This is a genomic window from Mesorhizobium sp. B3-1-7 (assembly GCF_006439385.1).
Lineage (GTDB): Bacteria > Pseudomonadota > Alphaproteobacteria > Rhizobiales > Rhizobiaceae > Mesorhizobium.
Map to the genome: position 1 here is coordinate 1 of NZ_VFTL01000006.1, position 15,140 is coordinate 15,140.

Below are 15,140 nucleotides of genomic sequence, written 5' to 3' on the forward strand. Positions count from 1 at the left end.
GATCAGGCCAAGCCGTTGATGCGCCTGTTCATGGCCTCCACGCTCATGTCGCCTCAGCAGGCGCTCGACCTCACTAGAGCTCATTGGCAGATCGAGAACGGCCTGCATTGGATGCTCGATGTCCATCTTGATGAGGATCTCAGCCGTGCCCGCAAGGACAATGCTCCCGCCAACACAGCCCTTCTCAATCGCCTCGCTAGAAACATCCTTCAGGCCGCCGATGCTGCCAAAGTCCCCATCAGCCATCGCATCAAGAAATGCGCCTGGAACGACGACTATCTCATCAATGCGATCACTCATATGCGATAGCCCTGCTCCGGAGGGAGAGGAAAGGACGCCTGCTCCTCTACCGCTCTTCCCTCCGAAACGGCTTCAGCAGCGCCGATGGCGCCACGGCGTTGCGCGACATGACGGCCATGGCGACGATGGTGAAGATGAAGGGCAGCATCAGGAACGCTTCGTAGGGGACGTGGCCGAGGCCGCTCGCTTGCATCCTGAGCTGCAGCGCGTCGACGAATGCGAAGAGCAGCGCGGCGCCCGCCGAGCGCCAGGGATCCCAGCGGCCGAACACGACCAGCGCGATCGCCACCCAGCCACGGCCGGAGACGACGCCGAAGGTGAAGGCGTTGAACTGCGCCATGGTGAGGAAGGCGCCGGCAAGGCCCATCAGCGCGCCGCCGAGGATCACCGCCTGAAAGCGCGTGGCGATCACGCTGACGCCGGCCGAGTCCGCCGCGCGAGGGTTCTCGCCGACCATGCGCACGGAAAGCCCCCATGGCGTGCGGTAGAGCACGAAGGCAGCGAGCGGGACGGCGATGATGGCGAGATAAACGAGCGTGAACTGGTTGAACACCGCCGGGCCTAGAACCGGAATGTCGGAGAGCAGCGGGATAGCCACCGGCTTGAAGCCGGTAATGCTCGGCGGCACCGATTGCTGGCCGAAGATCAGCCGGTAGAGGAAATAGGCAAGGCCGGATGAGAACAATGTCACGCCGATGCCGCAGACATGTTGGCTGAGGCCCAATGCCACCGTGAACAGCGCATGCAGCGCGCCCATCAGCATGCCGGTCAACACCGCGACAAGCACGCCCAGCCACAGGCTGCCGCTCAGGCTGGCGGCGGTGAATCCCGCCATCGCCGACAGCAGCATGATGCCCTCGATGCCGAGATTGAGCACGCCGGCGCGCTCGGAAAACATTTCGCCGAGCGTAGCGAAGGCAAGCGGCGTGGCGATGCGGATGATGGCGGCGAGGAAGCCGACCTGGAAAATCTGCTCGAACACCGCGCTCATGTTTGCGCTCCCACGCGGCGGATGCGGTAGGCGGTGAAGAGCAGCGCCACAAGCATGGCAAGCAGCGCCGTGCCCTGGATGACGTCGCTGAGGAATGCGGGCACGCCGGTCGCGCGCGACATCGCCTCGGCGCCGGTCATGACAGCGGCAAGGAAGATCGCCGCCGGCACCACGCCGAGCGGATTGAGCCGGGCGAGCATCGCAACGACGATGCCCGAATAGCCATAACCCGGCGAGATGTCGCTCATCACCTGGAAGTGCACGCCGCCGACCTCGCCGACGCCGGCGAGCCCGGCGAGCGCGCCCGACAGCAGCGCCGTCGAGAGCAACACGCGCTGTACGTTGATGCCGCCATAGCGCGCGGCTTCCGGGTTTTCGCCGGTGACGCGGATGCGGAAGCCGAGCGTGGTGCGCGCGATCAGGAACCAGCACAGCGGTGCGGCGATCAACGCCACGACGACGCCGAGATGCAGGCGCGTGCCTTCGATCAGCACCGGAAAATTGGCCGCGTCCTCGATCGGCGGCGAGATCGGGTAGCCGCTGAACGTGTCCTTCCACGGTCCCTCGATCAGCGCCATCAGCGCGTAATAGATGACCGAGTTGAGCAGGAGCGAGCTCACCACGTCGTCGACCTTGAATCTTACGCGCAAAGTGGCGGGGACCAGCGCGACGAGCGCGCCTGCCGCGGCGCCCGCCAGCGCCATCAACAGCATGGCGAGATAGCCCGGCATCGGGATGGCGCCGACGAAGCAGCTTGCCACCGCGCCGGCGAGCAATTGGCCCTCGGCGCCGATGTTCCAGAATTTGGCGCGGAAGGCGATGGCCACGGCAAGGCCGGTGAAGATCATGGGTGCGGCGCGCACCAGGGTTTCCGTGATGGCGTAGCTGTCGCCGAGCGAGGCGGACAGCATGACGCCATAGGCTTCGACCACGCCGGCTCCGGCGATGGCAATCAGGCCGCTGCACAGGATGAGCGTCGCGGCGATGGCCAACAGCGGCAGCGCGAGATTGAACCAGGCGGGTGTCGAGGTGCGGGCTTCGAGGCGAAACATCAGGCCGCCTCCTCGGTGTGCCCGGCGCCGGTCATCATCAGGCCGAGCCTTGCGACGGTGGCATGCGCGCTGGGAAGCGTGCCGGCGATGCGGCCCTCATACATCACCGCGATGCGATCCGAGAGCATCAGCAATTCCTCGAGGTCCTCGCCGATGACGATGATGCCGCAGCCCTTGGCGCGCATGGCCAGGAACTTCTCGTGGATGAAGCGGGCGGCGCCGATATCGAGCCCGCGCGTCGGCTGCGAGACGATCAGCACTTTCGGGTCGAAGGCGAGCTCGCGGGCCAGCAGCGCCTTCTGCAGATTGCCGCCGGACAGCGCGCCGGCGCGCACCATCGGGCCGGGGCAGCGAATATCGTAGGCCTTGATCTGCGCTTCGGCGAAGGCACGGATCGCAGTTGGATTGAGCAGCCCCCTGCGGCTGAAGGCCTCGGTGCCGATGCGCGGCAGCACCATGGAATCGGCGAGTGGGAGGTTGGTGACGAGGCCGGTCGTCATCCGGTCTTCCGGTATGCGGCCGAGGCCGAGCGCCTGCAGCTCGCGCGGCGAAAACTGCGCAACCGTTTTGCCGGCTATCGTCATCGCTCCGGCCTTGGGCGCCAGCATGCCGGAAATCACATCGGCAAGCGCCCGCTGGCCGTTGCCGGAGACGCCGGCGATGCCCAGGATCTCGCCCGCGCGGACGAAAAGCGAGACGTCGCGCAGCGGCGTGCCGGCATGGCCGGAGGTGAAAATGCCGTCGAGCGTCAGCGCGGCGGCGCCGGGCGTCGAAGCCTCCTTGACCGGCGGCACGATTTCGTGGCCGCACATCAGCTTCGCCATTTCTGCCGATGTGGTGCTTGCCGGATGGTCGACGCGGCCGGCGACCTTGCCGTGGCGCAGCACCACGCAGCGATGGGTGAGGGCGCGAACTTCATTCAGCTTATGCGAGATGAAGATGATGCCGAGCCCTTGCGCCGCCATCGAGCGCAGGGCGGCGAACAGGCCATCGACCTCAGAAGGCGCCAGCACCGCCGTCGGTTCGTCGAGGATCAAAAGCCTGGCGCCGCGAAACAGTGCCTTGATGATCTCCAGCCGCTGCTGCTCGCCGACCGACAGCGCCGAGACCGGCAGGCTTGGGTCGAGGCTCAGCCCATACTGCCGGCTGATCTCTTCCAGGCGGGCAAGCCCGCGCGCACGGTCGATGCGGCCGGATTTGCCGGGAATGCCGATCAGGAGGTTTTCCAGCACCGTCAGCCGCGGCGCGAGGTGGAAATGCTGGTGCACCATGCCGATGCCGGCGGCGAGCGCATCGGCCGAATTGTGGATGGCGACGGGCCTGCCTTCGACCAGGATCTCGCCGGCGTCCGGCGCATAGGCGCCGAACAGCACGTTCATCAGCGTCGTCTTGCCGGCGCCGTTCTCGCCAAGCAGGCCGAGGATCTCGCCCGGCGCCACGCTGAGGTCGACGGCCTCGTTCGCCTTGACGGCGCCGAAGCTCTTGGTGATGCCGCGCATTTCGATGAGTGGGGCGGACAAGGGTGCTCCTGGATTTGCGATCCGGCCAACCATGGAGGGCAGCGCTGCACCCCCTCTCTGGCCGGCCGGCAATCTTCCCCTCACGGGGGAGATCAGATGTCACGGCGGCCTTCGCCAACTTTCAATGTTGAAAGATCGAGCGCCGTCGAGGGAACTGCCAATCTCCCCGCTCGAGGGGGAGATGTCCGGCAGGACAGAGAGGGGGGCCTAGCGCCGCCCCTCAACCAGGCATCAATCCGAAACCGGCGTGTTCTCGTCGACGTCGACGCGGAAATTGCCTTCGAGGATCTCGGCCTTCTTCTTCTCGACCAGGTCCTTCACCTCTGCCGGCAGCGTCTTGTCGAACTTGTGGAAGGGCGCGAGATAGGAGCCGCCCTTGGCCATGCGCGAGAAATCGCCATAGTCCTGCGCGGTGAAGACGCCGGCCTTGACCAGCTTGATCGCCTGCTCGACCGTCGGGTACATATCCCAAACCGGGCCGGTGATGACCGTATCCGGTCCGAGGCTCGACTGGTCGGACATGTTGGAGATGGCGAAAATCTTCTTCTCGACCGCCGCCTCGATGACGCCGAAGCGCTCGGCATAGATGACGTCGACGCCGGCATCGATCTGCGCCACGGCCGCTTCCTTGGCCTTGGGCGGATCGAAGAACGAGCCGATGAAAGCGACCTTCTTCTTGACGTTCGGATTGACCTCCTTGGCGCCGGCGAAGAAGGCGTTGACCAGCCGGTTGACTTCCGGAATGCCCATGGCCGCGACGGCGCCGACCGTGCCTGACTTCGACATTTTCCCGGCGATCATGCCGGAGAGATAGGCCGGTTCGTGGATCCAGTTGTCGAAGACGCCGAAATTGGGTTCGGCGGGCCCAGCGCCCGAGCCGAACAGCCACGCCGTCTTCGGGAATTGTTTTGCCGTGCGGCGCGATTCACGCTCGGCGGCGAAAGCGTCGCCCAGCACCAGCTGATAGCCGCCCTGCGCATATTCGCGCATCACGCGGCTGAAGTCGGCGGTCTGCACCTTTTCCGACCATTTGTATTCGATGCCCAGTTCCTTCTCGGCCTTCTGCAGGGCGACATGGATCTGATTATCCCACGGCTCCTCGATCGGCGTGGCGAAGATCGCCGCCACCTTCAGCTTCTTGTCCTTGGCGAAGGCCGCGCCGGGCAGCACGGTCGCCGCGAGGCCGAGCGCGCCGAGTTCCAGCACGTTGCGCCGCGACAGGCCGGCGCGTTGCGTCTTGCTACGTTCGTTTTCCATTGAAGTGCCCCTCTGTTCGACAGCCGTGTCGAGCCGGCCGTTCAAAAAAATGTCAGACGAGAGACTATGGAACGGTGGTTGAGATTTGTCCACATGGTCAAATTTGGCATGTCGCCCCCGCGTTCGTCATCCACGGGCGAAGCAAGGAGCGTAGCGACGCAGCGCCGACCCGAGGATCCATGCCGGAACGTTCGAGAGCCGCGACGGTGCAGAACAATCGACGGCTGTGCCACCGCCTGTTCTGGACCGTCGCATTCTTTGTCTGATGGAACGGCATGGATTCCAGGGTCTACGCTTCGCTTCGCCCTGGAATGACGAAGTTATGGGGCGTCGCCCGCACCTTCCCAAGCCCCCGTCTCGGCAAACTTTCTCAGCACCGGCGCCGGCTCGAAGATCGCCCTGCCGGTCCGCCCATGCCAATGCTCCAACCGCTCGACGATCTTCGCCGCGCCTTCAAGTCCGGCCCAGAACATCGGTCCGCCCTTGCCGATCGGGAAGCCGTAGCCGTTGACCCAGACGACATCGATATCGGACGCCCGCGCGGCGATGCCTTCCTCGAGGATCTTCGCGCCTTCGTTGACCAGCGGGTAAAGCGTGCGCTCGATGATCTCGTCGGCGCCGATCTGGCGCCGCGCTATGCTCAGTTCTTCCGCCTTGGCGCGGATCAACGCCTCGACCTCCGGATCGGCAACCGGCTCCCGCGCGCCGCTCTTATAGCGGTACCAGCCACGCCCGGTCTTCTGGCCGAAATGGCTCTGCTCGCACAGCGTATCGGCGATCACCGCCGTCTGGCCGCGCGCCTTGCGGTTGCGCCAGCCGATGTCGAGGCCGGCGAGGTCGCCCATCTGGAACGGCCCCATCGGCCAGCCGAAATCGGTGAACGCCTTGTCGACCTGAGCGGGCGTTGCACCTTCGAGCAACAGCGCTTCGTTCTCCGCGCCGCGCGCGGCCAGCATGCGGTTGCCGACAAAACCATGGCAGACGCCGACGACCACCGCCACCTTGCCGATGCGCCGGGCGAGATCGGTGACCGTCGCCAGCACGTCGGGCGCGGTCTTTTCGGCCCGCACGATCTCCAGGAGCTTCATGACGTTTGCCGGCGAAAAGAAATGCATGCCGAGCATGTCCCCTGGACGCGAGGTCGAGGCGGCGATTTCGTTCACGTCGAGATAGGAGGTGTTGGTGGCGAGGATGGCGCCGGGCCTGGCGATGGCGTCAAGCCTGCCGAACACCTCCTTCTTCACCGCCATATCCTCGAACACGGCCTCGATGATCAGATCGCAATGGGCAAGGTCGGCATAGTCGGTGCTGCCCTTGAACAGTCCGAGTCGCTTCTGCTTGGCCTCGTCCGTCAACGAGCCGCGGCTGACCGAAACGGCATAGTTCTTGTCGATCGTCGCCAGCCCGCGCCGCAGCGCTTCCTCGCTGGTCTCGACCAAAGTCACCGGAAGACCGCCATTGGCGAAAGCCATGGCAATTCCGCCGCCCATGGTGCCGGCGCCGATAATGCCGACGCGTTCGATCCGGCGCTTCCGCAGATCCTTGCCGGGAATCTTGGCCGCCTCGCGCTCGGCGAAGAACAGATGCCGCTGCGCCCGCGACTGGTCGCCGGAAACGAGTTTCAGGAATAGTTGCCGCTCGGCCGCAAGCGCCTCGTCGAACGGCAAGGTGATCGCGTTGCGCACGGCTTCGGCGCAGGCAAGCGGCGCTTCAAGCCCGCGGGCCTTCCTGGCCAGTTCCGCCCTCTGGGCGTCGAAGGCGGCGAGATCGGTCCCGGCAAGGCGGTCGTTGCGGTCGCGCACCGGTGTGAACGGGCCGCCCCACTCGACCATTTCGCCGGCGAAACGAATGGCCTGAACAATCAGATCGCCATCGAAAGCCGCATCCACCAATCCGGTGGCCTTGGCTTCGTCGGCCGAAACCGGCGTTCCGGAAACGATCATGCCAAGCGCTTTCACAGCACCCACAAGTCGTGGGAGTCGTACGGTGCCGCCGCCGCCCGGCAAAAGGCCGAGCTTCACTTCGGGCAGGCCGAGCTTGGCGCCCTTGTCGGCGACGCGGAAATGGCAGCCCAATGCCAGTTCCAGCCCGCCGCCGAGCGCGGTGCCGTGGATCGCAGCGACCGTCGGCTTGGCGATGGTTTCAAGCAAGGCGATGATGGCGCGTAGTTCCGGCTGCTGGACCGGCTTGCCGAATTCGGTGATGTCGGCGCCGGCGACAAAGGTGCGCCCGGCGCAGGCGATGACGATCGCGCTTGCGGCGGGATCGTCGCGCAAAGCGGCGAGTGCCTCGTGGAGCGGCTTGCGGACGTGAAAGCTCAGCGCATTGACCGGCGGGTTGTCGATGGTGACCACCGCCACGCCGTTTTCGTTCGCGACGCTGACAAAACTGGACAAGCGGAACCTCCCGAGGCCTGCTGCAATCGCGCAAGGGTTTACTAGGCAGCGACCCGAATGGAAACCCGATGCAGCGCTGGCCTAACGCTTGACCGTTTAACGTCGACTTGCTGCCTCGGCGGCCAGATTCTCTGAAAATTCCGCCTCGGCGCCGCGGCCGCCGCGCCAGGAGGCGATGGCGGCGACCAGATAGAGGATCGCCGAGAAGGTGAAGGCGAAGACCAGCCCGTGCTTGAACGGCCCCGACATCAGCTCGGGGAAGAACTGATTGCCGGTCAGTGTCGCGGCGTTGGCCGGCGGCAAAGCGTGGAGCACGTCGGCCGGGATCAGTTCGCCCATCGGGTTGTAGCCGAGGAAGGCGGCGAACAGGCTGGCGACCGGCGGCATGTTGGCGACCTGGTGCGCGATCGCCTCCGGCACATGTTGCGCCAGAAGGCCGGCTTCCATCGTCGCCGGCAGGCTGGCGGCGAGGCCGGCCAGCATCAGGCTGAAGAACAGGCCGATCGACAGCACCTGCCCGGCATTGGTGGTGGTGGCGCGCATGCCCGACGCCTGGCCGCGCTCGCGCGCCGGCACCGAATTCATGATCTGCGTCGAGTTCGGCGCCACGAAAAGGCCGGAGCCGAGGCCGTTGAGGAAGAGCAGGCCGGCAAAGGCGGTGTAGGAGAAGTCGGCGGGCAGCAGCATCAGCGCGACGAAGCTGGCCGCGCCCGCGACCATGCCGCCAACGGCGAAAGGCACGCCGCCGATGCGGTCGGAGAAATAGCCCGAGATCGGCCCGGCGATCAGGAAACCGATTGTGAGCGGCAGCATGAAGATCGCCGACCAGAGCGGGGTCTGCTCGAAGGAATAGCCGTGCAGCGGCAGCCAGATGCCTTGCAGCCAGACGATCAGCATGAATTGCAGGCCGCCTCGCGCGATGCCCGACGCAAGATTGGCGACGTTGCCATAGGCGAAGCCCGGAATGCGGAACAGCGACAGGTCGAGCATCGGCTTGGCGACACGGCTCTCGATGACGACGAAAGCGATCAGCGAAGCGATGCCGACGGCAAAGAGCGTCAGCACTTTCGGGCTGGTCCAGGCCATCACCTGGTCGCCATAGGGCTGCAGGCCATAGGTGATGGCGGTGAGGATCATGACCAGGCCGAGGCCGAAGCTGATATTGCCGAGCCAATCGATTGTGTGGCTGGAGCGGTTCGGCGCGTCGTGCAGCTTGAGATAGGCCCAGATGGTGCCGACAAGCCCGAACGGCACGTTGATCCAGAACACCAGCCGCCAGTCGGTGTCGGCGAGCAGTCCGCCGATCAAAAGGCCGATGAACTGGCCGCCGATCGCCGCCACGACATTGATGCCGAGCGCGAAGCCGCGTTCGTTCTCGGGGAAGGCGTCGGTGAGCAGCGCCGTGGAATTGGCCATGATCAGCGCGCCGCCGATGCCCTGGACGATGCGGACGCCGATCAGATACATGGCGGCGAAATCGCCTTGTCCCGGCAGCAGGCTGAGCGCGATGGAGGCGGCGGTGAAGATGGCGAAGCCGAGATTGTACATCTTCGCCCGGCCGAACTGATCGCCCAGCCGGCCGAAGGCGACGACCAGCACGGCGGTGGCGATCATGTAGCCGATGATCGCCCAGAGCAGGTAATTGATGTTGCCGGGGTCGAGCGCCTTGAGGCCGATGCCGCGAAACACCGCCGGCAGGCTTATCAAAAGGATCGAGCCATTGATGGCTGCGGCCAGCATGCCGAGCGTGGTGTTGCTCAGAACCATCCATTTGTGGCTCTGTGGGCGGTCCTGCCTTGCGATGGTCATGGCGTTCAGATCCGGCGCTGCTGGCGCGTCGAGGGCCGGCAGGCTATATATGAGGATAGTCTCAGGTTTGGAATATGAGGATGGCCTCGGAAAAATCAAGCGTAACTGTGCCGCAGCCGCGCGCCCCGCAGCAAAAAAGAGGCCGTGACCGCGTCGCCGCGCTGATGGCGGCGGCCTCGGAGCTGTTCGTCGAGAAGGGTTTCGACGCGACGACCATGACCGAGATCGCCGCCAAGGCGGGCGCCGCCATCGGCACGCTCTATCTTTTCTTCCCGACCAAGCAGGCGGTGGCGCAGGCAATCCTCGCCCAGAATGCCGAGGCGCTTTCGGCCGAACTCGACGACCTGCGCGACCGGACGCAGGGGATGAGCGCGGCGGCGATCGCCGACCAGCTGTTCGCGCGGCTCGGGAACTTCATGGCCGGGCATCCGGCCTATTCGGCGCTGCTCGACCTGCCGGGTGACGACGGCTGGCGGCGCGCCATGCGAGGGCACCGTCGCAGCCAGATCGCGACGCTGTTCGCCGCGGCCGATCCGCCGCTGCCGGCAGGACAGGCCGAAAGGCTGGCGGTGATCGTGCCGCAGCTGATGCGCATTCCGCTGACGCTGATCGGCGAGAAGCGGCTGCGCGATGGCGTGCTGGAGGAATTGCGGCTGATGCTGAGCCGGCATCTGGAGGTCGGGAAAGGCTGACCAAGCCCTCAGCCCGAGTTGGGGTCAGTTGTCCACCCGGCCGAACGCGGGCACGTCGCCGATCACTTCGCGCTTGTCCTTGCGGCAGGCGAAGGTCTTCGCCTTGTCGTCGGCGAGCTTGCGCGCCTGGTCGTTGGCCTGCGGGTTGCCGGTGGCTAGAACCAGGCCGACGGTGCAGCCCTGATGTTCTTCCGGTTGCGCCACCTTGGCGACGACCAGCACGTCGGTCGATTTCTTCTCGTCCTGCGGGTCGCTGATCGAACGGCGGTGGATGGCGGCGAAGGGAATGGCGACATCGCCATTGGTTTCGATGCGCCACTCGACCTTCGGGCCCGAGCCGTTGAAGGCGGTGAAGCTCTCCCAGACCGCGGTCATGTCGTCGGATGGAAAGCCGTAATAGAGAGACTCTCGCGCGTCGTCGTAGCCGATCAGCACCGGGTAGCCGCGATAGCCCGAGCAGACGAGGCTCGCCCAGTCGCCGTCGCCTTCCGCGGCCTGGGCATAGGTCACGCAGTCCTTCTTCCAGTCGAGATCGGTGTAGGCGCTGGAGATTTCGCCGGCCTGGACCGTTTGGCAGAAACCGGCGAGGGCAAGCGGGATCAGAAGAGCACGCATGGCTGACAACTCCGTTCGAGTTGCCGAAAGCGTAGCTTCAATTGCTATTTCTTCAAGCTGGCTTCGATCAGGAGGTCGGCGTTGCGGGCGACGGCGGCCGCCGGTCCGCCCAGGCCAAACAGCTGGCCGCTGATATAGGCGCCCTCGATGAGGAGCAGCAGCCCGTCGCCCAGCGTATCGGAATCGGGCGCGCCCATCGCGGCCGCCATGGCACGCAGGCGCCGGCGCAACTCCATTTTGTTGTTCTCGCTCACCACCCGCGCGGGATGCCCGCGCTCGGGATATTCGACCGCCGCGTTGGTCATGCCGCAGCCGCGATAATCCGGCTTTTGGGTGCGTTTGCCGACCCGGGTCAGGAAAGCGATGATCTGCGCGCGCGGCTTGCCTGGATGCGCGTCGACGGCCTCGTCGAAGCGCTCCCAGAACTCAAGGTCGTATTTGCGCAGATAGGAGGCGGCAAGCTCGTCCTTGGACGGGAAGCTGCGGTAGAGGCTCGGCTTGGTGACGCCGGCGCGCTTGACGATCTCGTCGACGCCGATCGCCCGGATGCCCTCGCGATAAAACAGGTCGCGCGCGACGTCCAGGATCTTGTCCGCCGCCCTGGGAGCGGGGGCATCGCTCAACGACGCTTCAATTTTATTGTCCGATGGCATGCAAACAACTCGCTTGACAATGTTACTGACCGGTACGTATTTATGGCTTCATCCCATTGCAACGTACCGGTCAGTAACATGATAGCCCAGTCCCGCCCGTTTGGCCAGCGCTACGCTTTCGTCGTCGTTGCCGTCATCTTCTTCTGCCTTTTGATCGCGGCCGGGCTTCGCTCCGCGCCGTCGGTGATGATGGTGCCGCTGGAAGAAAGCTTCGGCTGGCGCCGTGACGTGACCTCCTGGGCCGCCAGCGTCGGCATCCTGCTCTACGGCCTGACCGGGCCGTTCGCCGCGGCGCTGATGGAGCGCATTGGGCTGCGCCGCACGCTGCTCGGCGCGCTAGTGGTGATGTCCGGATCGACCGCGCTCAGCCTGTTGATGACTGAGCCCTGGCATCTTTTCCTCACCTGGGGCGTGTTTTCCGGCATCGGTTCGGGCGCGGTGGCGAGCGTGCTGGGCGCCACCATCGTCAACCGCTGGTTCAAGACCAATCGCGGCCTGATGATGGGGCTGATGTCGGCCTCCAGCGCTACCGGCATGCTTATCTTCCTTCCGGTGATCGCCTCGCTGGCGCAGAGCGGCGGCTGGAAGCCGGTGGCGATCGCCGTGGCGATCGCGACGGCGGCGCTGATCCCGTTCGTCCTGCTGCTGGTGCCCGAGCGCCCCGCTTCGATCGGCCAGGTGCGCTACGGCGCCGATGCCGATGACGTGCCGCCGGTGTCGCCCGCATCGCAAGGCAATTTCCTGGCGCATACGCTGAACACGCTGCGCCGGGCTGCCGGCACCCGGGTGTTCTGGTATCTGTTCGCCACCTTCTTCGTTTGCGGTTTCACCACCAACGGCCTCGTCGGCACGCATCTCATCGCCTTCTGCGGCGACATGGGCATCGGCGAGGTGCAGGCTGCCGGACTGCTGTCGATGATGGGCATTTTCGACCTGATCGGCACGACGCTGTCCGGCTGGCTCACCGATCGCTTCGATCCGCGCAAGCTGCTCGGCGTCTATTACGCGGTGCGCGGGCTGTCGCTGATCTACCTGCCTTATTCGGGCTTCTCGGCGACCAGCCTGGTCATCTTCGCCGTGCTCTACGGGCTCGACTGGATCGCCACCGTGCCGCCGACGCTGAGGCTTGCGAACGAGGCGTTCGGCGATCGCAGCGGACCGATCGTGTTCGGCTGGATTGTCGCCGGCCACCAGGTGGGCGCCGCGGCGGCCGCCGCCTTTGGCGGCACGATGCGCGAGCTGCAGGGCAATTACGAGCTGGCGTTCCTGATTGCCGGCATGACCGGCATTGCGGCGGCGTGCATCTCGTTGCTGATCAACACCGACAGGCCGGCTTTCGAGCCAGAGGCGCAGATGGTCTAAGCTGCCAATCTCCCCCCTTGTGGGGGAGATGCCCGGCAGGGCAGAGGGGGGCGCTGTCCCGCCGAGCTATCCAGTTGAAATCATGTCCAATTAGGCCGTTGGGTATAGGCTCAGCGAGTAAACGCTGAGAAGTTGGCGATCCTTCGCGCCCCCCTCTGGCCTGCCGGCCATCTCCCCCACGAGGGGGGAGATCAGCAGTTCTGTTCACTGTTATCAAAACTTCATGGTTCCGAAATGCGCCTGAAACATTGAGGCGAGAGCTTGGCGGTCCCGTTCAACGCCATCCGGAGACAGCCATGAACAAGCTTTCGTTGACCCGCCGCGCTTTCGTCACCTCGGCCAGCGCCTTCGGCCTTGTCGGCGCCTCCGGTCTCGCGCTGCCTTATTATTCCCGCGCCAGCCAGCGCCCGGCCTTCACGCATGGCGTCCAGTCCGGCGACGTCGACGCCACCTCCGGCATGGTGTGGACCCGCACCGACCGTCCGGCGCGCGTCATGTATGAGGTGTCGACCACCGAAAGCTTCGCCAATGCGACCCGGCTCGCGCCGCTTGATACCTCGCCGGCCAGCGATTTCACGGTGAAGCGGCTGCTCACCGATCTCGCCTCCGACCAGGATATCTTCTATCGCATGACTGCTGCCGACCTCTCCGACATCAATGCCGTCTCCGAGCCGATCGTCGGTCGCTTCCGCACCGCGCCGTCTTCTAAGCGCGATGTGCGCTTCGCCTGGTCGGGCGACACGGCCGGCCAGGGCTGGGGCATCGACGAGACCGGCATGAAGACCTATTCGACCATCGCCAAGCACACGCCGGACTTCTTCCTGCATTCCGGCGATACGATCTATGCCGACGGTGCCTTGAAGGACGAGGTCGACCTGCCCGGCGGCGGCAAGTGGAAGAACGTCGTCATGCTCGACGGCAAGCGCAAGGTCGCCGAGACGCTGGACGAGTACCGCGACCAGTGGAAATACAACATGATGGACAAGCATGTGCTTGGCCTGTCGGCCATCTGTCCGACCTTCTACCAGTGGGACGACCACGAGGTGCTCAACAACTGGTCGGATTCGAAGGACCTGACCGCCGACGACCGTTACAAGGAAAAGTCGATCCATGTGCTGGCGGCCCGGGCGGCGCGTGCCTTCCATGAGATGACGACCATCCGCTACGAGCCGTCGGAGCCAGGCCGCGTCTACCGCAAGATCTCGCATGGGCCGCTGCTCGACGTGTTCTTCCTCGACATGCGCTCCTATCGCGGCCCGAACGGCCCCGACATGGAAGAAACGCTGACGCCGAAGTCGCGCATGATCGGCGAGGAGCAGTCCAAGTGGCTGAAGCGCGAGCTGGCCAATTCCAGGGCGACCTGGAAGGTCATCGCCGCCGACATGCCGCTCAGCCTCGTCGTCTGGGACGATGCGGCCAAGAAGGTCGGTTTCGAGGCCGTCAGCAATAACGACAATGGCGCGCCGAAGGGCCGCGAGCTCGAATTCGCCGACGTGCTGCGCTTCATCAAGAATGCCGGCATCACCAACACGGTGTGGCTGACCGCGGACGTGCATTACACCGCGGCGCATTACTACAACCCCGACAAGGCGCAGTTCCAGGATTTCAATCCGTTCTGGGAATTCGTCTCCGGCCCGATCCATGCCGGCACCTTCGGCCCCAACGACCTCGACATGACCTTCGGGCCGGAGTTGAAATTCATCAAGGCGCCGACCGCCGAACAGGGCCAGAACCTGCCGCCGTCGGCCGGGCTGCAGTTCTTCGGCCTGGTCGATATTTCGGGCGCGACCGAACAGCTCACCGTGCGGCTGATGGATCGCGACGACAACGAGCTTTACAAGGTGACGCTCGATCCGGTGCGGTCCGCGTAAGGTCCTGGAGAAAATTGGTAAGGTTGGCGGGACAGCGCCCCCCTCTGCCCTACCGGGCATCTCCCCCACAAGGGGGGAGATTGGCCGTCACCTCGACCTTCGCCAATCTCCAACGTTGCAGGAATGAGCGAGGCGCCGAAGCTGCTAATCTCCCCCCTTGTGGGGGAGATGGCCGGCAGGCCAGAGGGGGGCGCGAAGGATCGCGACGTTAGCCGCGTTATGGCAAAGGCGAAATCAATCCGGATAGCAAGCCCGCGGAACGTTCGGCCAGACCGCGGTGTCGCAGTTGGCATCCTTCTGGCGCTGCTTGAAGGCGGCGCTGACCGGGCCGGTGACGATCGGGTCGACGCCGTCGGGAGCGTCGGCGAACATCTGCTGTACGGTCCTGGCGTCGGGCGGGGCGATCGGGTCGGCTTCCTGCAGGGCGGCCGCCGACTGCGCGGCGCCTGCCGCTACAAGCACGCCAAGCGCCGCCCACACAAAAACCGGACGCAATCTGGGCATATGATCGGTCATGAACATCGAACTGTCCGGCCCCTCAAAGGTTCCGCCTTGGTTAACAGAATCATTTGACACCAAGACGTTTAAGAATCAGTGACCATCTATTTGGGGTCGTGCCTCC

The 15,140-nt window shown here is 65.0% G+C and carries 13 protein-coding genes; 4 read left to right on the plus strand and 9 right to left on the minus strand.

The annotated features are described in order from the left end of the window. Window positions 1–309: ISAs1 family transposase (locus FJ417_RS06470; RefSeq protein WP_140782892.1), on the plus strand; the 309-nt coding region annotated here is incomplete at its 5' end. A gap of 37 nt (window positions 310–346) precedes the next feature. Here FJ417_RS06470 and FJ417_RS06475 read toward each other — a convergent pair. From FJ417_RS06475 to FJ417_RS06510, 6 genes are all read right to left on the minus strand, one after another. Then, window positions 347–1,291, minus strand: coding sequence for an ABC transporter permease (locus tag FJ417_RS06475; RefSeq protein WP_140659297.1), 945 nt, complete (start codon window positions 1,289–1,291; stop codon window positions 347–349). Beyond that, the gene (locus FJ417_RS06480; protein WP_140782893.1) at window positions 1,288–2,343 is read right to left on the minus strand and encodes an ABC transporter permease; all 1,056 of its coding nucleotides are present in this window, start codon (window positions 2,341–2,343) and stop codon (window positions 1,288–1,290) included. Before FJ417_RS06480 ends, FJ417_RS06475 begins: the two co-directional genes overlap by 4 nt. Continuing rightward, complete coding sequence (locus FJ417_RS06485) at window positions 2,343–3,863, minus strand: ABC transporter ATP-binding protein (RefSeq protein WP_140782894.1); 1,521 nt, start codon at window positions 3,861–3,863, stop codon at window positions 2,343–2,345. The genes FJ417_RS06480 and FJ417_RS06485 overlap by 1 nt, the downstream gene beginning before the upstream one ends. Before the next feature lie 231 nt (window positions 3,864–4,094). After that, on the minus strand, window positions 4,095–5,120 hold the full coding sequence (locus FJ417_RS06495) for a BMP family protein (protein WP_140782896.1): 1,026 nt from the start codon (window positions 5,118–5,120) through the stop codon (window positions 4,095–4,097). 320 nt (window positions 5,121–5,440) lie between these two features. After that, entirely contained in the window at window positions 5,441–7,516 is a 2,076-nt protein-coding gene (locus FJ417_RS06505) for a 3-hydroxyacyl-CoA dehydrogenase NAD-binding domain-containing protein (RefSeq protein WP_140782897.1), read from the minus strand. 96 nt (window positions 7,517–7,612) lie between these two features. Further along, on the minus strand, window positions 7,613–9,325 hold the full coding sequence (locus FJ417_RS06510; RefSeq protein ID WP_140782898.1) for an MFS transporter: 1,713 nt from the start codon (window positions 9,323–9,325) through the stop codon (window positions 7,613–7,615). Between the two features lie 80 nt (window positions 9,326–9,405). Between FJ417_RS06510 and FJ417_RS06515 the strand changes: the two genes are divergently transcribed. Continuing rightward, a complete protein-coding gene (locus tag FJ417_RS06515; protein ID WP_181183161.1) occupies window positions 9,406–10,017 on the plus strand; it encodes a TetR/AcrR family transcriptional regulator in 612 nt (203 codons plus the stop codon). A gap of 24 nt (window positions 10,018–10,041) precedes the next feature. On the opposite strand, the gene FJ417_RS06520 is transcribed toward FJ417_RS06515, so the two are convergent. Beyond that, window positions 10,042–10,632 carry a hypothetical protein gene (locus tag FJ417_RS06520; protein ID WP_140782900.1) on the minus strand — a complete coding sequence of 197 codons (591 nt, stop codon included), beginning with the start codon at window positions 10,630–10,632 and terminating at the stop codon, window positions 10,042–10,044. A gap of 44 nt (window positions 10,633–10,676) precedes the next feature. Next, entirely contained in the window at window positions 10,677–11,285 is a 609-nt protein-coding gene (locus tag FJ417_RS06525; protein WP_140782901.1) for a TetR/AcrR family transcriptional regulator, read from the minus strand. A 78-nt stretch (window positions 11,286–11,363) separates the two neighbouring features. On the opposite strand from FJ417_RS06525, the gene FJ417_RS06530 reads away from it, so the two are divergent. Next, the gene (locus FJ417_RS06530; RefSeq protein ID WP_140782902.1) at window positions 11,364–12,647 is read left to right on the plus strand and encodes an MFS transporter; all 1,284 of its coding nucleotides are present in this window, start codon (window positions 11,364–11,366) and stop codon (window positions 12,645–12,647) included. Window positions 12,648–12,943: 296 nt separating this feature from the next. After that, complete coding sequence (locus tag FJ417_RS06540) at window positions 12,944–14,518, plus strand: alkaline phosphatase (RefSeq protein ID WP_140782903.1); 1,575 nt, start codon at window positions 12,944–12,946, stop codon at window positions 14,516–14,518. Between the two features lie 234 nt (window positions 14,519–14,752). Here FJ417_RS06540 and FJ417_RS06545 read toward each other — a convergent pair whose 3' ends face one another. Beyond that, on the minus strand, window positions 14,753–15,040 hold the full coding sequence (locus tag FJ417_RS06545) for a hypothetical protein (protein WP_246687404.1): 288 nt from the start codon (window positions 15,038–15,040) through the stop codon (window positions 14,753–14,755). Window positions 15,041–15,140 lie beyond the last annotated feature (100 nt).